This is a genomic window from Nocardioides salarius, from assembly GCF_016907435.1.
GTDB classification, from domain to species: domain Bacteria; phylum Actinomycetota; class Actinomycetes; order Propionibacteriales; family Nocardioidaceae; genus Nocardioides; species Nocardioides salarius.
This window is the reverse complement of sequence record NZ_JAFBBZ010000001.1, coordinates 1101187-1119723: the sequence shown is the minus strand read 5'-3', so window position 1 is coordinate 1119723 and position 18537 is coordinate 1101187. Positions and strand designations below refer to the sequence as shown.

The window sequence follows — 18537 nt, the reverse complement described above, 5'->3', positions numbered from 1 at the left end:
CCGCGGCTGCCGCCGCTCAGTCGAGCGGCGGCGGGGGCGGGCCCAGCACCTGGATCTGGAACTGGGCGCAGACCTCGGCGACCCGGGCGCCGTCGACCTCGGTCGGCTCGGGCAGCTCGGCGGCCTCTGCCGGCGTGCCCAGGGTGCGCACGAAGTCGTCGAACTGGGCCGGGGTGGTGACCTGGAGGACCTTCGCGGTCGCCGACAGCACCTGGAACTGGTGCGCCTGCTGCTTGGGCAGGAAGACGGTGCCGCCCTCGCCGACGACCTCGCTGATGTCGCCCGTCATGAAGCGGATCTCGCCGGCCAGCACGTGGAAGAGCTCGTCCTCGACGTCGTGGCTGTGCAGCGGCGGGCCGAAGCCCCGCGGCCCCTCGAAGAGCAGGGCGGTCATCGCGCCGTCGCTGCGCTTGCCGTCGACCTGCAGGGTCTGCAGGGTGTTGAGGAAGTGCCAGTGCTCGCCCTCGCCGGGGCCGAGGATCATCGGGGTCTGCAGGGTCATCGGGTGCTCCTCCGCTCACGGTGGGAGACGTGGACGACTCCTGCGCCGTGCGTCCACGCTAGGCCCACCGCCTGCCGCTACGCACTCCCTCAAATGAGGGGTTCTGGCGCTCGTGAGGGGTCCCGGCCGGCCTCGCGCGCTCAGCCCAGCAGCGGCTCGGGCGCGAGGCCCAGGCGCGCGGCGAGCCGGTCGAGGCTCGCCAGCACCTCGTCGGGCTCCTTGTCGGGCACCCCCCAGATCAGCTCGGTCGCGCCGGCCTCGGCCCAGGCGGCCAGGTCGTCGGGGTCGGGCCTGAAGGCGACCAGGACCCGTACGTCGGGCCGCCCCTCACGGCCGGCGGCGGCCCAGGCCCGCTGCAGCGCGCCGATCTGGTCGGTGATGTCGCGCTGCTGCGGGGTGGTCATCCAGCCGTCGGCGTGCCGGGCGATCCAGTCGAACGTCCTGGGCCCCGCTCCCGCGCCGATCACCAGGGGCACGTGGCGCGCCGGCTTCGGCCAGGCCCAGCTGGGGCCGAAGGAGACGAACTCGCCGTCGTAGGCCGCCTCCTCCTGCGTCCACAGCGCGCGCATCGCCTCGACGTACTCCCTGAGCACGGTGCGGCGCCGGCCGGCGGGGACGCCGTGGTCGGCCAGCTCGTCGGTGTTCCAGCCGAAGCCCGCGCCGATCTCGACCCGGCCGCCGGAGAGGTGGTCGAGGGTGGCGACCTGCTTGGCCAGCGTGATCGGGTCGGACTCCACCGGCAGCGCCACCGCGGTCGAGAGCCGGATGCGGCTGGTCACCGCGGCCGCCGTGGCCAGGGAGATCCACGGGTCGAGGGTGCGGGTGTAGCGGTCGTCGGGCAGCGTCTCGTCGCCGGTGCCCGGGTGCGCCGCGTCGCGGCGTACGGGGATGTGGGTGTGCTCGGGCACGTAGAAGGTGTCGAAGCCACGCTCCTCCGCGGCGCTCGCCAGGGCGGCCGGGGTGATGCCGCGGTCGGAGGTGAACAGGACGAGGCCGTTGCGCATGGGCCCATACTAGAACGTGTTCCAGTTCTGGGACAGGGGGATGAACTGTCGGGGTCGGCGGCGCGCACCCCGCCCGGGGCGGGGGAGCGGCTGGTTGGATGGGCGCCATGACCAGCCCCCAGACCAGCCCGGCCGCCGGTACGACGAGCGGCCCGGTCGCCCTCGACCTCGGCGCCGACGTGGTGACGCTGACCCGCCAGCTGTGCGACATCGAGTCGGTCAGCCGCGACGAGCAGCGCATCGCCGACGCGGTGCAGACGGCGCTGGAGGCGCTGGGCCACCTGAGCGTGACGCGCCTGGGCAACACCGTGGTGGCGCGCACCGACCTGGGCCGCGCCGAGCGGGTGGTGCTCGCGGGGCACCTCGACACGGTGCCGGTCAACGGCAACTTCCCCAGCCGCCTCGACGAGGAGACGGGGATCCTGCACGGGCTGGGCACCTGCGACATGAAGGGCGGCGACGCGGTGATCCTGCGCCTGGCGGCCACCGTGCCCGAGCCGGTGCGCGACGTGACCTTCGTGCTCTACGAGGCCGAGGAGATCGAGGAGGAGCACAACGGGCTCAAGATGGTCGCCGAGCAGCGCCCCGACCTGCTCGAGGCCGACTTCGCGATCCTGATGGAGCCCTCCAACGCCGGCGTCGAGGCCGGCTGCCAGGGCACCCTGCGCGTCGACGTGCGCACCACCGGCGAGCGGGCCCACTCGGCGCGCTCCTGGAAGGGCGTCAACGCCATCCACGGCGCCGCCGACGTCCTGGCCCGTCTCAACGCCTACGAGGCACGGCGCCCGGTCATCGACGGGCTGGAGTACCACGAGGGCCTCAACGCGGTCGCGATCCGCGGCGGCGTCGCCGGCAACGTGGTGCCCGACGAGTGCGTCGTCGAGGTCAACTACCGCTTCGCCCCCGACCGCTCCACCGACGAGGCGCAGGCCTTCGTGCACGACTTCTTCGAGGGCTACGACGTCAGGCTCACCGACCTCGGCGCTGCCGCGATGCCCGGGCTCGACCGGCCCGCGGCCCAGGAGTTCGTCGCGGCGGTCGGCGGCGGGGTCGCCCCCAAGTTCGGCTGGACCGACGTGGCCCGCTTCACCGCGCTGGGCGTGCCCGCGGTCAACTACGGCCCGGGCGACCCCCTCTTCGCGCACAAGGCCGACGAGCACGTGCCGGTCGCCGAGATCGAGCACTGCGAGCGGGCCCTGCACGCCTGGCTGACCGGCGCCACGGGTGCCTCGGGCGGCGCCGAGCAGGCGGGGGCCTGAGGTGTCGCGGCTGCGCGGACGCTTCAAGGGCCCGGTCTTCACCCGCACCGAGGACGCCACCACCACCGACCAGCGCCTGCTCGACTCCGCCGGTGGCGCCGAGTGGGTGCACACCGACCCGTGGCGGGTGCTGCGCATCCAGGCCGAGTTCGTCGAGGGCTTCGGCGCCCTGGCCGAGCTGGGGCCCGCGATCGCGGTCTTCGGCTCCGCGCGCACGCCGTCGGACCACCCGTCGTACGCGCAGGGCGAGCGGCTGGGCCGGCTGCTGGTCGAGGCCGGCTACGCGGTCGTCACCGGCGGCGGCCCCGGGGCGATGGAGGCGGCCAACAAGGGCGCCTGCGACGCCGGCGGCACCAGCGTCGGGCTCGGCATCGAGCTGCCCTTCGAGGCCGGGCTCAACGAGTGGGTCGACGTCGGCATCAACTTCCGCTACTTCTTCGTGCGCAAGACCATGTTCGTGAAGTACTCGCAGGGCTTCGTGGTGCTGCCCGGCGGCGTCGGCACCCTCGACGAGCTCTTCGAGGCGATCACGCTGGTGCAGACCAAGAAGGTCACCCGCTTCCCGATCGTGCTGGTCGGCGTCGACTACTGGAGCGGGCTGCTGGACTGGATGCGCGACACGGTGCTGGCCGACGGCAAGATCTCGGCCGCCGACCTCGACCTGATCCACCTCACCGACGACGTCGAGGAGGCGGTGCGCCACGTGGCGGCCGTGCAGCGCCCCGGCAGCGAGGAGGCACCGCCGCGATGATGTGGTTCTTCGCCATCCTGCTGGTGCTGGTGCTGGGCGCCATCGCCATGGTCGCCTGCGGTCGCGGCACCCCGATGGCGCTCGAGCACGACGACCGGCCCGACGTCAGCGTGCCGGCCGGGCGCCTCGTGGGCGACGACCTGCGCCGGGTCCGCTTCTCGCTGGCCTTCCGCGGCTACCGGATGTCGGAGGTCGACGCGCTGCTCGACCGGCTGGCCGCCCAGCTGGAGGACGACGGGGCTCCTGGGGCCGCCGGGGAGCGTGGCGCACGCCACGAGCCGTAGGGCACACTCACGCGGGTGTCCTCCCAGGTCGTCGTCTACGTGCTCACCGCCCTCGCGGCGGTGGTGGTCGTGCTCACCCGTGTCCGCCTCGGCCGAGCGGACGGCGCCGCGCGGCGCATCGACGTGGGTCGCCGCTGGCTCACGGTGCACACCGGCGCCGGCGCCCTGGCGCTGGTGCTCTGGCTGGTCTTCCTCGTCGCGCCCGCCGACACCGCCCTGGGCGGCTCGCTGCTCGGCGTCGTCGCGCTGGGCCTGTGGTGGGTCGTGGCGCTGGTCGGCCTGCTGATCCTGGCCCGCTGGCTGCCCTCGAAGGGCAAGCACGCGCAGGCCGGCACCGAGGACACCTGGTCGACCGGGCCGGGGCTCTCGGTGCTCGCCCACGGTGGCATGGTCGTCGGCGTGGCCGTCTTCACCTGGGCCTACTGGTCGGCCGTGGTCTAGGCCGGTCCCGGCCGGTTCAGCGGCCGGTTCAGCGGCCCTCGTACTGCGGGCGCTGCTTGGCCACGAACGCCTCGACGGCGGCACGGTGGTCGTGCGTCGAGCCGGTGCGGGTCATCTGCTCGCTCTCGAAGGCCAGCGTCTCGGCGAAGCCGTGGTGGGCGGCGAAGGCCACCGAGCGGCGCATCGCCCCGAAGGCCACGGTGGGTCCGGCGGCCAGGCGGGCCGCCAGCGCGTCGATCTCGGTCTCGAAGTCCTCGACCGGGACCACCGCGGTCGCCAGGCCGAGCTCGAGGGCCTCCTGGGCCGGCACCGTGCGCGGGAAGTAGAGCAGCTCCATCGCCTTGGCCCGCCCGACCAGCTGGGGCAGGTGGATCGAGGCGCCGGTGTCGCACGACAGCGCGACGCCCGCGAAGGCCAGGTTGAAGCCGGCCCCCTCGGCGACCACGCGCAGGTCGCAGGCCATCGCGATGCTGGCCCCGGCGCCCGCGGCGACCCCGTTGACGGCCGCGACGACGGGCTTGTCCATCTCGGCGATGGCGGTGACGATCGGGTTGTAGTGCTCGTCGACGGTGGTGAAGAGGGCGTCGCTGCCGCCGCTCTCGAGCAGCGAGATGTGCTCCTTGAGGTCCTGGCCGGTGCAGAAGGCGCGACCCGACCCGGTGATCACCACGCAGCGCACGGCGCTGTCGTCGGCCACCTCGCGCAGCGCACCCAGCAGCTGCACCTTGGTCGCGTTGTCGAGGCTGTTCATGGCCTCGGGGCGGTTCAGGGTGATCGTCGCGACGCCGGCGGCGACGTCGAGCAGCACGGTCGTGGGGGCGCTCTGGGAGGTCATGGCCCGAGTCTGCCCGACGCCGCGACCGCCCGGCACGCACCCCGCGCCGGGCCCGCGGGATCCCGCACGGCAACCCTGTGGTGCCGATCACCAGGGGGATGGGGGATACTAGGCGCCGAAGCGCGACCCGGGTCCTCGGGTGCGCACCCCTGCACGCACGAATGGGAAGAGGTGCCGGATGGCGGCGATGAAGCCGCGGACGGGCGACGGTCCGCTGGAGGTCACCAAGGAAGGGCGCGGCATCGTGATGCGCGTGCCGCTCGAAGGTGGAGGCCGCCTCGTCGTGGAGCTCAACGCCGACGAGGCCACCGCTCTCGGAGACGCCCTCAAGGGCGTCGTCGGCTGAGCCGGCAGCCCTCGTCCTCGATGCCTGAGACCACCGCCGCCCAGCTCCCGCCCCAGCTCCCGACGCAGGTCGCCCCGCCCGAGGTCGCGCTCAGCGACCTCGGCCCGTACGCCGTCCTGGGCGTCGACGTCGTGGCTGTCCCCGTGCTGCCGGCGGGCGACGCCACCGACGACGCCGAGCCCGGCACCGGACCGGTGCTCGGGCCCGGGGCCGCCGAGCTGTGCGAGCAGCTCGGGCTCGACCTGCTCGCGATCCTGGAGCTCGAGGAGGCCACCGGCGCGGCCGGCGAGGTCACCCGGGTGCCGGTGCCGCTGGGCGGGCCCGACAACGCCGACCTGCGCTGGGTGCTGCTCGTCGGGGTAGGCCAGCAGCGCCCGGTCGACCTGCGTCGCGCCGGTGCCGCGCTGGCCCGGGCGGTGCGCAACCGCGAGGCGGTGGCGACCTCGGTGCCGGCCGTGGCCGGGCCCGAGGGGCTGGCCGCGGGCCTGGAGGCCTTCGTCGTCGGGCTGGTGCTCGGCTCCTTCGGCTTCCGCTGGTCGGGCCAGGAGCCCGACCAGCGTCCCGTGCGCCGCGTGGTGCTCAGCGACGTCGAGGACGCCGAGGAGAACCGCGCCGTCCTGGCGCGGGCGCTGGCCGTGGCCGGCGCCGGCTGGCAGTCGCGGCTGCTGGCCACCGTGCCCTCGAACCTGAAGAACCCCGCCTGGCTGGCCGCGCAGGCCGTCGAGGTCGCCGCCCGCTCCGGCCTCGAGGTCGAGGTGTGGGACGAGCAGCGGCTCGAGGCCGAGGGCTGTGGCGGCATCCTGGGCGTCGGGCAGGCCTCGGCCAGCCCGCCGCGCCTGATCCGCCTCGACTACACCCCGCCGCGTGCCACCAAGAAGACCCCGACGGTGGTGCTGGTCGGCAAGGGCATCACCTTCGACACCGGCGGCCTGTCGATCAAGCCCGCCGAGGGCATGGCCACCATGAAGCGCGACATGACCGGCGGCGCGGTGGTCATCGCCACCATGGCCGCGCTGCGCGAGGTCGGCTGCCCGGTGCGCGTCGTGGGCCTGGTCGCCGCGGCCGAGAACGCCGTCTCCGGCAGCGCGATGCGCCCCGGCGACGTGGTGCGCCACTACGGCGGGCGCACCTCCGAGGTCACCAACACCGACGCCGAGGGCCGACTGGTGATGGCCGACGCGCTGGCGTACGGCGTCGCCGAGCTCGCGCCGGCCGTGATCGTCGACGTCGCCACCCTCACCGGGGCGATGAAGGTCGCGCTGGGGCTGCGCACCGGTGGCTTCTTCGCCGACGACGAGGCGCTGGCCGGCCACATCGCCGCCGCCGGCGAGGCGTCGGGCGAGACGCTGTGGCGGATGCCGCTGGCCGACGTCTACGAGGAGCGCATCGCCTCCGAGGTCGCCGACGCCGACAACGCTGGTGGTGGCCCGGGCGCCATCACCGCGGCCCTCTTCCTGCGCCACTTCACCGGCGACGTGCCCTGGGCGCACCTCGACGTGGCCTCGGTGGGCGACTCGCCGGTCGACGTGCACGAGTGGAGCGCCGGCCCGACCGGCTTCGGCGCCCGCGCGCTGCTGAGCTGGCTGGGCTCCGAGGACCCGCTGGCCGGGGTCGGCTCGTGAAGGGCCTGACCGTGCGCTGGTCGCTGGCCGACGCGCCCCAGGGCGTCGAGGCCGAGCTGGCGACGTACGTCGAGGGCACCTCGCACGCCAAGTTCACCGGCATGTCCGACCTGCGGTTCAAGACCTGGCGGATGCGCGCGGGGGAGTGGTTCGAGGGCTGCTACGTCTTCGCCACCGACGAGGCGCGCGCGGCCTTCCAGGAGACCTTCGCCGCCGGCGCCGCCGAGGCGCCCGGCTCGGTGATCATCGGCAGCGCGCCGGTGCTGATCGAGCCCTGCGACGTCGTGGCCGTCGCCGAGGGCTGGGACGGGTTCACCCCCGTCGCGCGCGACGAGGGCTGACCCGGGCCCCGAGGGGCTCAGTCCTCGTCGTCGGGGCTCCACACCTTCTTGGCGCACAGCAGGCCGTCGCCGACGGGCAGCAGCACCGAGAGCAGGCCGTCGTGGGCGGCCACGGTGCGCCCGAGCTCGCGGATCGCCACGGTCTCCTCGTCGCGCTGCGCGGGGTCGGCGACCCGGTCGTGCCACAGGGCGTTGTCGAAGGCCACCACGCCGCCGGGACGCAGCAGGCGCAGCGCCTCGGCGAGGTAGGCGGAGTACTCGCGCTTGTCGCCGTCGCAGAAGACCAGGTCGTAGTGGCCGTCGGTCAGGCGCGGCAGCACGTCGAGCGCGGAGCCCGAGATGGTGCGGGCGCGCTGCGAGGCCACGCCGGCCTCGGTGAAGGACTGGCGGGCCAGGCGCTGGTGCTCGGCCTCGATGTCGACGGTGGTCAGCACGCCGTCGCCGCGCATGCCGCGCAGCAGCCAGAGGCCCGAGACGCCGGTGCCGGTGCCGATCTCGACCACGGCGCGTGCCTCGAGCACCGAGGCCAGGAAGCGCAGCGAGGCGCCGCCGCCGGGGCTGATCGGCGTCACGCCGACCTCCTCGGCGCGCGCACGGGCCGCGGCCAGGACGTCGTCCTCGGGGACGAACGCCTCCGCGTGGGACCAGCTGGCGGGGGTGATCGGCGTGGTGATGACGGGCCTCCTGCAGACACGACGCGCGGGCGCTCGCCCGCACGGTGCGCCCAACCTATCGCGGTGAGGGCCCGCTGCCCGGCAACCCGGGCCCCGACCCGGGAACCCGTCGCGGCAGCGGAGCGTTGGAGAGGGCGAGAGGTTCACAGGCTCCCCTCAGCAAGGGGCCCTAGCGTGGAGGGTGACGACGACGTGCGCACCAGGCGGCGCCAGCAGGAGAGCGTGATGACCGGTCCCGAGCACCCCCAGCAGCCCGAGCTGGCCCCGGCCGACCTGCCCACGTGGGAGCAGGTCGTCGAGGACCACTCCGACCGGGTCTACCGGCTCGCCTACCGCCTCACCGGCGACCGGCACGACGCCGAGGACCTGACCCAGGAGGTCTTCGTGCGGGTCTTCCGGTCGCTGCACACCTACTCCCCGGGCACCTTCGAGGGCTGGCTGCACCGCATCACCACCAACCTGTTCCTCGACCAGGCCCGCCGCAAGCAGCGGATCCGCTTCGACGCGCTCTCCGACGAGCGGGCCGCGCGGCTGGCTAGCAGCTCGCCGGCACCCGAGGCGGCCTATGCCGACCAGCGCTTCGACGACGACGTCGAGCGGGCCCTCGCCACGCTGCCCCCCGACTTCCGCGCCGCCGTGGTGCTCTGTGACGTCGAGGGGCTCAGCTACGAGGAGATCGCCCAGATCCTCGACGCCAAGCTCGGCACCGTGCGCAGCCGCATCCACCGGGGCCGGGCGATGCTGCGCAGCGCCCTGGCCCACCGCGCCCCCGTCGACGGCCGGCTGCGCTTCGCCGGCCCACGCCCGGCCCCCGACGCCAGCACGCTGGGGCGAGCGCGGTGATCGGTCACCTCGGCACCCGCGCCAGCGCCCTGCTCGACGGACGGGTCGGCGCCGACGAGGCCGACCGCCTGTGGGAGCACGTGCACGGCTGCCACCAGTGCCGTGACCTGGTCGAGCGGCTCGGGGCCGTCAAGACCCGCCTCGGGGGCCTGGGTGCGGCGCCGACGGCGGGGGCGCCCGACCACCTCAAGGGCGCGCTCAAGGCGGGGCTCACCCAGGGCGAGGGCTACCTGCTGCTCGCCGAGCAGCCTGCCTCGCCCGTACGCCGCGCGGGCACGGTCGCGGCCACGGTGGGCGGCGCCGCCGGCGTCGCCGTCCTCGGGCTGCTCTCCCTGGGGGCGGCGCCCGCCGACGCCCCCACGGCCGACCGCCAGGTGCCGGTCACGTCGGTGACGGTGCCCAGCTACGGGCCCGGCGTGGTGCCGGCCCGCGGGGTCGCCGGTCCCTGATCCAGGGCATCCACCGCCCGGGTGGGCTCCTGCTCAGGGCTCGCGGGGGATGATGGGGCGGTGAACGACGAGGAGCAGACCGCGCCACTGCAGCAGCCTGCCCCGCCGCCACCGCCCGAGCAGCCGCAGCAGGGCGCCTGGCTGCCCCCGCACCCGCCGGCCGCGCCGCCGTCGGGGCCGTGGGCGGGCGCGGCGTACGCCGGCTTCGGCCAGCCGCCGCGGCCTGCCCCGCGGGCCCGGGTCAGCGGCTGGGTGTGGCCGGTCGTGACCGTGGTGGCGCTGGTGGTCGGCCTGTTCGGCGGCGCCGTGGGTGGCGCCCTGGTCGGCGCGATCGAGCGTGAGGGGCTCGGCCCCGTCCGTGACGGCCTGGCCGGCGTCGACACCGTCACCTCGGCCCCGCTGCGCCCTGAGGACGGCACCGTGGCCGCGGTCGCCGAGACGCTGCTGCCGGCCACGGTGCAGATCGTCGCCGAGTTCGGCGGCGACGCCCAGGGCGCCACCGGCTCGGGGTTCGTGCTCGACCGCCAGGGCCACGTCATCACCAACAACCACGTCGTGGCCGAGGCCGCCGACGACGGCCGCATCCAGGTCGTCGACCAGGAGGGCGGGCGCTACGCCGCGACCGTCGTGGGCCGCAGCCCCGTCTACGACCTCGCCGTCCTCGAGGTGCCCGACCTGGAGGGCACCGAGCCGGCCTCGCTCGGCGCCTCCGCCGCCCTGCGGGTCGGCGAGACGGTGGTGGCGATCGGCTCGCCGCTCGGGCTGAGCTCGACGGTCACCTCGGGCATCGTCAGCGCGCTGCAGCGGCCCGTGACCACCGGCGACTCCGCCAACGAGTCGTCCTACATCAACGCGGTGCAGACCGACGCCGCGATCAACCCCGGCAACTCCGGCGGCCCGCTGGTCAACCTGCTCGGCCAGGTGGTGGGCGTGAACTCCGCCATCGCCACCACCGGCGGCGGCGGCTTCGGGGGCGGCAGCTCCGGCAACATCGGGGTCGGCTTCGCGATCCCGATCGAGCAGGTCAAGGTCACCGCCGACCAGATCCTCAAGACCGGCGAGGCCCGCTACCCGGTGATCGGCGCCCAGGTGCAGACCGGGCGCGAGGACGGCCGCGGCGCCCGCATCGAGGAGGTCGTGACCGGCAGCGCCGCCGAGGAGGCCGGCCTGCAGGAGGGCGACCTGGTCGTGGAGGTCGAGGGCGACCGGGTCACCGACGGCATCGCCCTCATCGTCTCGATCCGCTCGCACCAGCCCGGCGAGACCATCGAGTTCACCGTGCTGCGCCGGGGCTCGCGGGAGACGGTCTCGATCACCCTGCGCCCCGAGGTGGGCTGAGGCTGGCTCCGGCCGAGAGTTTCATCGGCCGGCCGTCAAAGCTCTCGGGTGGACGATGAAGCTTCATCGTCCACCCGCCAGGTTCATCGGCCGGCCGATGAAACTCTCCGTCGCAGGGCTGGCTACTCGGGCCGCTCGGCCTCGACGTAGGGGTGCTCGTCGACGAAGGTGCGCGTCTCGGCGTACATCCGCGCGATGAACTCCTCGAGCTGCGCGGCCTCGACCCGCCACTGCCCGCGCCCACCGATCTTGATCGCCGGCAGGTCGCCGCGGCGCACCAGCGCGTAGACCTGCGCGCTGGAGGTGTTGAGGACCTCCGCGACGTCGGCCAGGGTCAGGAAGCGGGGCGTACCGGGCATGGGGCCATGCTCGCACCTGGCGGCCGGCGACGGCGCAGGCCACCCCGGCCTGTGGAGAAGCAGGTGAGAGAGCGGCTCGGAGTGGGCATGATGCCCGCCGTGACCATCGACCAGCAGGCCGCGCCCGGCCCCGGGTCCCGCCCCGCGCCCAGTCCCTCCCCGAGCGGTGTGTCCACCGCCGTGCGCAGCCGACGTCCGGGCTGGCGCGACCCGCGGCTGTGGGTGGGGGTGGCGCTGGTCGCGGGCTCGGTGGTGCTCGGGGCGCGTCTGCTGGCCGCGGCCGACGACATGGTCACCGTCTGGTCGGCCAGCAGCGACCTCGGCGTCGGCCAGCGGCTGGAGCCCGACGACCTGGTCGCCCAGCGGGTGCGCTTCGACGACGCCCGGGCGGTGGCCGGCTACCTGGGGGCCGACGACGAGCTGCCCGCCGACGCGACCCTGGTGCGCCCGGTGGCGGCCGGCGAGCTGGTCCCCGCGGCGGCGCTGGGCTCCGCGCAGGACTCCGGACGCGTGGAGCTGCCGTTGTCGGTGGACCCCGAGCGGCTGCCCGACCTGGGCGCCGGCATGACCGTCGACGTCTACCTGCTGGCCCCCGGTCGCGACGCCGACGGGCGCCGCATCGAGCTCGACCCCGGCCCGGTGCTCGCCGACGTCACCGTCGTCGACGCCAGCACCCCCGACGGCGGCTTCGGCTCCTCGGGCCAGCGCCGGGTCGTGGTCGCGGTGCCCGAGGACGACGCCGACGCCTACGTCGCGCTGCTGGGCCGCCTGGGCGAGCCCACCGTGCTGGTCTCGAGGGCCCGGTGAGCGGTCCCGGCCCCGCCGGCACGTCGTTGCGCGGGCCGGGGGAGCCGGTCGTGGTGATCGTGGCCGCGGCCGGCGCGGCCTGGGAGTCCACGGCCGTGGGGGCGCTCACCGGGCGGCCCGGCGTGGTGCTGCTCAAGCGCTGCGTCGACGTCGACGACCTGCTGGCCGCCGCGTCGGCCGGGCAGGCCGACGCCGCGGTGCTCGGCCTCGACGCGCACGGGCTCGACTCGGCGGCGGTCGACCTGCTGCGCCGCCACCGGGTGCGTCCGGTGGCGGTGGTGCCGACCACGGTCGATCCCGGCACCGCCCGGCTGCGCGCCTCGCGGATCGGCATCCGCACCCTGGTGCCCGAGGGGCGGGTCGACACCGTCGCCGACGCCGTCACCGCACCGGAGGTGGTCCCCGAACCGACCCGGCCGGCGTACGACGGAGCCCCCGGAGCCCCCGGAGCCCCCGACGCCCCGGCCACCCCGCCGGCGCGCCCCACGGACGCGGTGCCGGCGGTCGCGGCGCCCGACGAGGTCGCTCCCGAGCAGGGGACCGGCCGGGTGCTGGCGGTGTGGGGACCGGCCGGCGCCCCGGGGCGCAGCACCCTCGCGGTGGCCCTGGCCTCCGAGCTGGCCGGGCGCCGGCTCCCGACCCTGCTCGTCGACGCCGACCCCCAGGCCGGGAGCATCGCCCAGCAGCTCGGGGTGCTCGACGAGGTCTCGGGGCTCCTGGCCGCGGCCCGGCTGGCGACGGCTGGGGTGCTGGAGGAGCGGCTCGCGTCGGTGCAGCGCTCGCTGGGCCCCCACCTGCGCGTGGTGACGGGGCTCCCGCGCGCCGACCGGTGGAGCGAGGTGCGGCCCGGCTCGCTGGAGCACCTGCTCGAGCTGGCCCGCGCCCAGGGCCACGTGGTCGTCGACACCGGTGCCTCGCTCGAGGACGACCCGTCCGCCGACCTGGGCGGGCGGCCGGCACGCCACGCGCTGACCCTCGGCGCGCTCGACGTGGCCGACGAGGTGGTGGCGGTCGGCACCGCCGACCCCGTCGGGCTCTCGCGCCTGGCCCGGGGCCTGGTCGAGCTGGGGGAGCGGTGGCCGGGCACCCCGGTGCGGGTGGTGGTCAACCAGATGCGTCCCACGCTGGGCTGGACCCGCGAGGAGGTGGGCTCGATGATCGGCGGGTTCGCGGCCCCCGCGTCGCTGCACTTCCTGCCCGAGGACCGCGCCGGGGTCGACCGGGCCCTGGTGGCGGGTCGCACCCTGCTCGAGGCCGGCGAGTCGCCGCTGACCCGGGCGGTCGCCGAGCTGGCCGACGCCCTCGTGGGGACCGCCGCCCCGGCCGCCGCGGCCGTCAGGCGGCGAAGAGCAGGAAGAGCCCGCCGGCGGTGAAGAAGACCATCAGCAGCAGCAGCGGCAGCTGACCGGTCAGCTGGTGCCGCTTGGGCAGCAGCGCGATCGCCCGGTCGTGCGCGGCCACCACGGCGACCACGTGGCCCAGCACGACGCCGAGCACCTTGAGGTTGGCCAGCAGCGTCGGGTGGTAGGAGAGCCAGTAGTTGACGCTCCAGTCGCCGGTGCCCAGGTAGTCGGCGCCGGTGGAGAGCGGGTCGCTGGCCTTGATCAGGGTGTCCTGGCCGACCTCGAGCCAGTACGACAGGTAGTGCGCGGCGATGTAGCCCACGATGATCGGGATCATCGTGTGCGCGAACTGGCCCGGCAGGAGCAGCCGGCGCTGGCCGTGCCCGACGCCGGTGAGCATCGTGCCCAGGGCGAAGAGCAGCCCGACGCCGCCGCAGAAGACGACCAGGGCGATGTTGTCGGCGAGCGTGGCCGCCCAGTCGCGGCTCGCGATCGCGTCGGTGCCGAGCAGGAAGCGCACCCAGGTGGGTGACTCGCGGAAGGAGTCGAAGCCGGTGCTGCCGAAGAGGACCGCCACCACCGCGACCAGCCCGGGACGCGCCTCGGTGGTGGCCAGGTTGGCCAGCGGGGAGCGGACCACGACCCGGCCGCCGGCCTTGCCCCACACCGACAGCTTGGCCACCAGCGAGGAGTAGACCTCGAAGGGGTCGGCCCGCTCGAACCAGGTGTCGCCGAAGAGCGCACCGCCCAGCAGCATCACCGCGACGTACACCGACGCCCACAGCCGCACCGGGCCGAGCTCGGTGGAGTAGGGGTAGACGAGCTCGAGCCAGACGAAGGCGAACAGGCCCAGCGCCGCGGGCCAGTAGCCCAGCCGCGCCGGGTAGACCAGGACCCCGCTGCCGGGCTGGGAGCCGGAGACCTTCGCGAGGAGCAGGTGGAAGGTGCGCACCGGGCTGACGGCCTTCCAGACCGGGCCCAGCAGCAGCGAGGCGGGCACCAGGCCCACCCACCACCACACGTAGAACATCCCGAAGAACGGGTTGGTCAGCAGGTCCTGGCCGGCGACGGCGGCCAGCGCGGCCCAGCCGAAGAACAGCAGGCCGACCACGCGCAGCCCGCCGCGCCAGGCGGCGGAGTCGACGACGCGCTGCAGGCCGTCGGGCAGCGGGTGGCCGCCGCGGGGCCCGCGCGCCGACGAGGCGTAGCGAGGCGTGCGCCAGGCCAGCGCCAGCACGGTGAACGAGATCGTCAGGGCCGCGACCGCACCGGCGATCGCCAGCTCGGGCGAGATCGGCAGGTCCTTGGCCCCGCCGATGCCGTGGGCCTCGATCGTGCGGGCGGCGTCGTCCAGCCGGCGGCCCACGTCAGGAGACTTCGAGCTGGACGATCAGCTGGTCGGGGTCGTGCGCCTCGACCTCGACCACGCCGGGACGCTCGAAGGTGAGGGTCTCCTCGGTGGTGCCCTCCTCGTAGGAGAAGGAGGTCTCCGGGGTGGAGTGCACGTGCACCTGGCCGGCGGCGTCGGAGGTGACGGTGAAGGTGACCTCCTCGCCCACGCCGACCTCGATCCGGTCGCCCTTGGGCGTGATCGTGCCGTCCTCGACCGTGATCTCGATCGCCGTCGGCTCCTCGGAGGCGGGCGAGCCGGTCTCGGGCTCGTCGGAGCCGCACCCGCCCAGGACCAGCGGCAGCGCGAGCGCGGCCAGGGCGGCCAGGCCGCGGGACGAGGGACGGGTCGGGGCGCGGTGCATGAGGCTCTTCCTGTCGCGGTGCTGTCGTGGTGCTGCCTGGGTGCGGGCGTGGTGCTGGCTGGGGCGCGGCATGGCCGGTCGGCCGCGGGGGGACGACTCTGACAGAATCCCATGCAGGACAAGGCCGACGGTGAGAGGGGCCCCGCGAGATGACCACCCGGGTGCAGGCGCGCGACCTGGCCTTCCTGGCCGAGGAGACGGCGTCGACGCCGCGGCACAACGCCACCGTCGAGGTCTTCGAGCCCGGCGAGTCCGGCTTCGACCACGAACGGCTCCTCGAGCTCATCGAGGACCGCATCAGCTTCGTCCCCCGCTACCGCCAGCGCCTGCAGGCGGTCCCGGGGCGGCTGGCCAACCCGGTGTGGATCGACGACCCCGACTTCGACCTCGGCTACCACGTGCGCCGCTCGGCGCTGCCGCGCCCGGGCACCCCCGAGCAGCTGCGCGAGCTGGTGGCCCGCATCGTCTCCCGCCCTCTCGACCGGTCCAAGCCGCTGTGGGAGGTCTACGTCGTCGAAGGTCTGGCCGACGGCCGGGTCGCGCTGCTCTACAAGGCCCACCAGGCGCTGGTCGACGGGGTGCAGACCGTCGACCTGGCCCAGGTGCTGCTCGACACCTCGCCCGAGCCCAAGCTGCTCGGCGGCGACGACTGGGACGCCTGGAAGCGCCCCTCCGCGCCGAGCCTGGTCGTCGGCGCGGTGCGCGACAACCTCACCCGCCCCGACGTGCTGGGCCAGACGCTGCGCAGCGTCTCGGCCTCGGTGGCCCGCACCGCCGAGACGAGCGGCGAGCGGGCCGGCCGCGTGCTGGGCGCCCTGACCGGTCGCGGCGCCGAGCGCGAGACGCCGGTCAGCGGGCGGCACTCCCAGCAGCGCCGGGTCGTGTCGGTGCACACCGCCCTCGCCGACCACCAGCGCATCCGCGACGGCCACGGCGGCACCGTCAACGACGTCGTGCTGGCCACCATCTCGGGCGCCCTGCGGGCCTGGCTGATGAACCGCTCGGAGTCGATGGCCGGGCTGCGGCGCATCCGCGCGGTGGTACCGGTCTCGGTGATCGACAGCGAGCTCGAGGCGACCTCGCTGGGCAGCCAGATCGCCGCCCACGTGGTCGACCTGCCGGTCGGCGAGGCCAGCCCGGTGGTGCGCCTGCACCAGGTCTCCTACTCCTTCCAGAGCCACCAGGAGACCGGTCGCGGCGTGGCCGCCAACCGCCTCGCGGGCATCGCCGGCTTCGCGCCCAGCACCTTCCACGCCATCGGCTCCCGGGTCGCGGCCTGGGAGGCCGGGCGCAGCGACCAGCTGATCGTCACCAACGTGCCGGGCCCGCAGTCGCCGCTCTACGCCGCGGGTGCGCGGATGGTGGCCACCTACCCGGTGCCCCCGCTGCTGCCCGGGCACCTGCTGGCGATCGGCGTGACGTCGTACGACGGCCAGGTCTCCTACGGCATCACCGCCGACCGCGACAAGGTGCCCGACGCCGACGTGCTGGGCCAGTGCCTGTCCGAGTCGCTCGACGAGCTGCTCGACACCGTCTCCGGCGCGCGCCCGCGCGCGCCCCGGGGACGCCGCAAGAAGGGCGCGGACCGCTCGTGACGCGCCTCTACCTGCCGTCGAGCCTCGAGGTGCTCGCCCGCCTGCACGCCGGCGAGGAGCTCGCCACCACCACCGCGGTCGAGGCCGACGACGACAGCGAGGACAGCGAGTACGCCGCGCTGCTCACCGCCGCCGAGGCCTCCGCCGAGCTCGTCGGCACGGGCGGGCGCCGGGTGGTCGTGGTGGCCGAGGTCGGGCGGCCCGGCGACCCGGTGACGGTGCGCGAGGTGGTCGCGGTGCACGTCGACACCGAGGCCGGCGCCGATCCCGACGACGACCTCGCGTGGTTCGCCACCCAGGAGATCGGCCAACTGGTCCAGGGGGCCGACGGCGCCTAGGGTCGGGTCATGGACGCGATCTCCTTCCCGCCGGCTCCGGTCAACGAGCCCAACCTCCACTACGCCCCCGGCTCCGCGGAGCGGGAGGCGTTGCTCGACCAGATCGCGGTGCTCGAGAAGGAGCCCCGCGAGCTCCCCGCCTACATCGGTGGCCAGTGGCGCCACGGTGGCGGGGCGCCGATCGAGGTCGTGCAGCCCCACGACCACCAGCACGTGCTGGGCACCGCCCACAACTCCACCCGGGCCGACGCCCAGGACGCGATCGACGCGGCCCTCGCGGCGGCGCCCGCCTGGCGCGACCTGCCCTTCGACGACCGCTGCGCGATCATCCTCAAGGCCGCCGACCTGCTGGCCGGCCCCTGGCGCCAGCGGCTCAACGCCGCGACCGTGCTGGGCCAGTCGAAGACCGCCTTCCAGGCCGAGATCGACTCGGCCTGCGAGCTCATCGACTTCTGGCGCTTCAACGTCCACTACGCCAAGCAGATCCTCACCGACCAGCCGATCGCCAACAGCCCCGGCGTGTGGAACCGCACCGACCACCGCCCGCTCGAGGGCTTCGTCTACGCGATCACGCCCTTCAACTTCACCGCGATCGCCGGCAACCTGCCCACCGCCCCGGCGCTGATGGGCAACGTGGTGCTCTGGAAGCCCAGCCCCACCCAGCAGCTGGCCGCCTCGCTGATCATGGAGCTGCTCGAGGAGGCCGGGCTGCCGCCGGGCGTCATCAACATGCTCCCCGGCGACGGTCTCGAGGTCTCCGAGGTGGCGCTGGCCCACCGCGACCTGGCCGGCATCCACTTCACCGGCTCGACGCCCACCTTCCAGCACCTGTGGCGCACCGTCGGCGAGAACATCACCGAGTACCGCTCCTACCCGCGCATCGTCGGCGAGACCGGCGGCAAGGACTTCATCGTCGCCCACCCCTCCGCCGACCCCGCCGTGCTGCGCACCGCGATGGTCCGCGGTGCCTTCGAGTTCCAGGGCCAGAAGTGCTCGGCCGCCTCGCGCGCCTACGTGCCGGCCTCGGTGTGGGCGCAGATCAAGGACGACCTCGTGACCGAGGTCGAGGCGATCAAGGTGGGCGACCCCACCGACCTGTCCAACTTCATGGGCGCGGTCATCGACGACCGCGCCTTCGCCAAGCACGTGGCCGCCATCGAGCGGGCGCAGTCGACCCCGGGCCTCGAGGTCGTCGCCGGCGGCCAGACCGACGACTCGGTGGGCTGGTTCGTGCGCCCCACCGTCGTGGTCTCCGAGAAGCCCGACGACGAGATGTTCGCGACCGAGTACTTCGGCCCGATCCTGGCCGTGCACGTCTACGACGACTCCCAGGACGGCGCCTTCGAGTCGGTCGTGGCCCAGATGGAGTCGTTCGCACCGTACGCGCTGACCGGCGCGATCATCAGCCAGGACCGCGGCGCGGTCGCCTGGGCCCGCCAGGCGCTGCGCTTCGCGGCCGGCAACTTCTACATCAACGACAAGCCGACCGGCGCCGTGGTGGGCCAGCAGCCCTTCGGCGGCGGGCGCGCCTCGGGCACCAACGACAAGGCCGGCGCCGCGGTCAACCTGCTGCGCTGGACCAGCCCGCGCTCCATCAAGGAGACGTTCGTGCCGCCCAAGGAGTACCGCTACCCCTACATGGGCTGAGGCCG

22 protein-coding genes are annotated in these 18537 nt (G+C 74.7%); 15 read left to right on the top strand and 7 right to left on the bottom strand.

Annotated elements, in window-relative coordinates:
* Window positions 1–16: 16 nt before the first annotated feature.
* Together JOE61_RS05485 and JOE61_RS05480 are read right to left on the bottom strand one after the other, a co-directional pair.
* On the bottom strand, window positions 17–502 hold the full coding sequence (locus JOE61_RS05485) for a cupin domain-containing protein (protein WP_193669073.1): 486 nt from the start codon (window positions 500–502) through the stop codon (window positions 17–19).
* A gap of 140 nt (window positions 503–642) precedes the next feature.
* Window positions 643–1506, bottom strand: a complete 864-nt coding sequence (locus JOE61_RS05480) for an LLM class F420-dependent oxidoreductase (protein ID WP_193669074.1) — start codon at window positions 1504–1506, stop codon at window positions 643–645.
* 107 nt (window positions 1507–1613) lie between these two features.
* Between JOE61_RS05480 and dapE the strand changes: the two genes are divergently transcribed.
* From dapE to JOE61_RS05460, 4 genes are read left to right on the top strand one after another with little or no spacing between them, the layout of a single operon-like run.
* A complete protein-coding gene (dapE, locus tag JOE61_RS05475; protein WP_193669075.1) occupies window positions 1614–2765 on the top strand; it encodes a succinyl-diaminopimelate desuccinylase in 1152 nt (383 codons plus the stop codon).
* Between the two features lies 1 nt (window position 2766).
* Window positions 2767–3516 carry an LOG family protein gene (locus tag JOE61_RS05470; protein ID WP_193669076.1) on the top strand — a complete coding sequence of 250 codons (750 nt, stop codon included), beginning with the start codon at window positions 2767–2769 and terminating at the stop codon, window positions 3514–3516.
* Window positions 3513–3800: a DivIVA domain-containing protein gene (locus JOE61_RS05465; protein WP_227491734.1), complete on the top strand. Its 288-nt coding sequence runs from the start codon at window positions 3513–3515 to the stop codon at window positions 3798–3800. Before JOE61_RS05470 ends, JOE61_RS05465 begins: the two co-directional genes overlap by 4 nt.
* 15 nt (window positions 3801–3815) lie before the next feature.
* Complete coding sequence (locus tag JOE61_RS05460; RefSeq protein WP_193669077.1) at window positions 3816–4241, top strand: hypothetical protein; 426 nt, start codon at window positions 3816–3818, stop codon at window positions 4239–4241.
* A gap of 28 nt (window positions 4242–4269) precedes the next feature.
* Here the strand turns inward: JOE61_RS05460 and JOE61_RS05455 are convergent, their stop codons facing one another.
* Window positions 4270–5076, bottom strand: a complete 807-nt coding sequence (locus tag JOE61_RS05455) for an enoyl-CoA hydratase/isomerase family protein (RefSeq protein WP_193669078.1) — start codon at window positions 5074–5076, stop codon at window positions 4270–4272.
* 178 nt (window positions 5077–5254) lie between these two features.
* Between JOE61_RS05455 and JOE61_RS05450 the strand changes: the two genes are divergently transcribed.
* The 3 genes from JOE61_RS05450 to JOE61_RS05440 are packed head-to-tail and all read left to right on the top strand — an operon-like array spanning window position 5255 to window position 7385.
* A complete protein-coding gene (locus tag JOE61_RS05450; protein WP_082602897.1) occupies window positions 5255–5422 on the top strand; it encodes a DUF3117 domain-containing protein in 168 nt (55 codons plus the stop codon).
* A gap of 20 nt (window positions 5423–5442) precedes the next feature.
* On the top strand, window positions 5443–7044 hold the full coding sequence (locus JOE61_RS05445; RefSeq protein ID WP_193669079.1) for a leucyl aminopeptidase family protein: 1602 nt from the start codon (window positions 5443–5445) through the stop codon (window positions 7042–7044).
* On the top strand, window positions 7041–7385 hold the full coding sequence (locus JOE61_RS05440; RefSeq protein ID WP_193669080.1) for a hypothetical protein: 345 nt from the start codon (window positions 7041–7043) through the stop codon (window positions 7383–7385). The genes JOE61_RS05445 and JOE61_RS05440 overlap by 4 nt, the downstream gene beginning before the upstream one ends.
* A gap of 17 nt (window positions 7386–7402) precedes the next feature.
* Here the strand turns inward: JOE61_RS05440 and JOE61_RS05435 are convergent, their stop codons facing one another.
* Window positions 7403–7957: an O-methyltransferase gene (locus JOE61_RS05435; protein ID WP_443678568.1), complete on the bottom strand. Its 555-nt coding sequence runs from the start codon at window positions 7955–7957 to the stop codon at window positions 7403–7405.
* A 327-nt stretch (window positions 7958–8284) separates the two neighbouring features.
* On the opposite strand from JOE61_RS05435, the gene sigE reads away from it, so the two are divergent.
* Genes sigE through JOE61_RS05420 form a run of 3 tightly spaced genes read left to right on the top strand, consistent with a single transcriptional unit; the run spans window position 8285 to window position 10689 of the window.
* Window positions 8285–8902: an RNA polymerase sigma factor SigE gene (gene sigE / locus JOE61_RS05430; protein WP_193669172.1), complete on the top strand. Its 618-nt coding sequence runs from the start codon at window positions 8285–8287 to the stop codon at window positions 8900–8902.
* The gene (locus JOE61_RS05425) at window positions 8899–9351 is read left to right on the top strand and encodes an anti-sigma factor family protein (RefSeq protein ID WP_193669081.1); all 453 of its coding nucleotides are present in this window, start codon (window positions 8899–8901) and stop codon (window positions 9349–9351) included. Before sigE ends, JOE61_RS05425 begins: the two co-directional genes overlap by 4 nt.
* Before the next feature lie 60 nt (window positions 9352–9411).
* Window positions 9412–10689, top strand: coding sequence for a S1C family serine protease (locus JOE61_RS05420; RefSeq protein WP_193669082.1), 1278 nt, complete (start codon window positions 9412–9414; stop codon window positions 10687–10689).
* 122 nt (window positions 10690–10811) lie between these two features.
* Here the strand turns inward: JOE61_RS05420 and JOE61_RS05415 are convergent, their stop codons facing one another.
* Complete coding sequence (locus tag JOE61_RS05415) at window positions 10812–11048, bottom strand: helix-turn-helix domain-containing protein (protein WP_193669083.1); 237 nt, start codon at window positions 11046–11048, stop codon at window positions 10812–10814.
* Window positions 11049–11147: 99 nt separating this feature from the next.
* Between JOE61_RS05415 and JOE61_RS05410 the strand changes: the two genes are divergently transcribed.
* Together JOE61_RS05410 and JOE61_RS05405 are read left to right on the top strand one after the other, a co-directional pair.
* The gene (locus JOE61_RS05410) at window positions 11148–11855 is read left to right on the top strand and encodes a CpaB family protein (RefSeq protein ID WP_193669084.1); all 708 of its coding nucleotides are present in this window, start codon (window positions 11148–11150) and stop codon (window positions 11853–11855) included.
* A complete protein-coding gene (locus JOE61_RS05405; protein WP_193669085.1) occupies window positions 11852–13228 on the top strand; it encodes a CpaE/TadZ family protein in 1377 nt (458 codons plus the stop codon). The genes JOE61_RS05410 and JOE61_RS05405 overlap by 4 nt, the downstream gene beginning before the upstream one ends.
* Here JOE61_RS05405 and JOE61_RS05400 read toward each other — a convergent pair.
* Window positions 13191–14564 carry a hypothetical protein gene (locus JOE61_RS05400; protein ID WP_307822827.1) on the bottom strand — a complete coding sequence of 458 codons (1374 nt, stop codon included), beginning with the start codon at window positions 14562–14564 and terminating at the stop codon, window positions 13191–13193. The two genes, JOE61_RS05405 and JOE61_RS05400, sit on opposite strands and share 38 nt — an antisense overlap.
* Before the next feature lies 1 nt (window position 14565).
* Window positions 14566–14952, bottom strand: a complete 387-nt coding sequence (locus tag JOE61_RS05395) for a hypothetical protein (RefSeq protein ID WP_193669086.1) — start codon at window positions 14950–14952, stop codon at window positions 14566–14568.
* 149 nt (window positions 14953–15101) lie between these two features.
* Between JOE61_RS05395 and JOE61_RS05390 the strand changes: the two genes are divergently transcribed.
* From JOE61_RS05390 to pruA, 3 genes are read left to right on the top strand one after another with little or no spacing between them, the layout of a single operon-like run.
* Entirely contained in the window at window positions 15102–16547 is a 1446-nt protein-coding gene (locus tag JOE61_RS05390; RefSeq protein WP_193669087.1) for a WS/DGAT/MGAT family O-acyltransferase, read from the top strand.
* A complete protein-coding gene (locus JOE61_RS05385) occupies window positions 16544–16885 on the top strand; it encodes a DUF6912 family protein (RefSeq protein WP_193669088.1) in 342 nt (113 codons plus the stop codon). Before JOE61_RS05390 ends, JOE61_RS05385 begins: the two co-directional genes overlap by 4 nt.
* A gap of 9 nt (window positions 16886–16894) precedes the next feature.
* Window positions 16895–18532 (top strand): L-glutamate gamma-semialdehyde dehydrogenase, encoded by a 1638-nt coding sequence (gene pruA / locus JOE61_RS05380; RefSeq protein ID WP_193669089.1) that lies wholly within the window; start codon window positions 16895–16897, stop codon window positions 18530–18532.
* Window positions 18533–18537: the final 5 nt, after the last annotated feature.

What these genes read in the sequence shown, in the direction of transcription:
- JOE61_RS05485 (WP_193669073.1), bottom strand. Translation starts at nt 502, where the DNA reads ATGACCCTGCAGACCCCGATGATCCTCGGCCCCGGCGAGGGCGAGCAC.
- JOE61_RS05480 (WP_193669074.1), bottom strand. Translation starts at nt 1,506, where the DNA reads ATGCGCAACGGCCTCGTCCTGTTCACCTCCGACCGCGGCATCACCCCG.
- dapE (WP_193669075.1), top strand. Translation starts at nt 1,614, where the DNA reads ATGACCAGCCCCCAGACCAGCCCGGCCGCCGGTACGACGAGCGGCCCG.
- JOE61_RS05465 (WP_227491734.1), top strand. Translation starts at nt 3,513, where the DNA reads ATGATGTGGTTCTTCGCCATCCTGCTGGTGCTGGTGCTGGGCGCCATC.
- JOE61_RS05455 (WP_193669078.1), bottom strand. Translation starts at nt 5,076, where the DNA reads ATGACCTCCCAGAGCGCCCCCACGACCGTGCTGCTCGACGTCGCCGCC.
- JOE61_RS05450 (WP_082602897.1), top strand. Translation starts at nt 5,255, where the DNA reads ATGGCGGCGATGAAGCCGCGGACGGGCGACGGTCCGCTGGAGGTCACC.
- JOE61_RS05445 (WP_193669079.1), top strand. Translation starts at nt 5,443, where the DNA reads ATGCCTGAGACCACCGCCGCCCAGCTCCCGCCCCAGCTCCCGACGCAG.
- sigE (WP_193669172.1), top strand. Translation starts at nt 8,285, where the DNA reads ATGACCGGTCCCGAGCACCCCCAGCAGCCCGAGCTGGCCCCGGCCGAC.
- JOE61_RS05415 (WP_193669083.1), bottom strand. Translation starts at nt 11,048, where the DNA reads ATGCCCGGTACGCCCCGCTTCCTGACCCTGGCCGACGTCGCGGAGGTC.
- JOE61_RS05395 (WP_193669086.1), bottom strand. Translation starts at nt 14,952, where the DNA reads ATGCACCGCGCCCCGACCCGTCCCTCGTCCCGCGGCCTGGCCGCCCTG.
- JOE61_RS05390 (WP_193669087.1), top strand. Translation starts at nt 15,102, where the DNA reads ATGACCACCCGGGTGCAGGCGCGCGACCTGGCCTTCCTGGCCGAGGAG.
- pruA (WP_193669089.1), top strand. Translation starts at nt 16,895, where the DNA reads ATGGACGCGATCTCCTTCCCGCCGGCTCCGGTCAACGAGCCCAACCTC.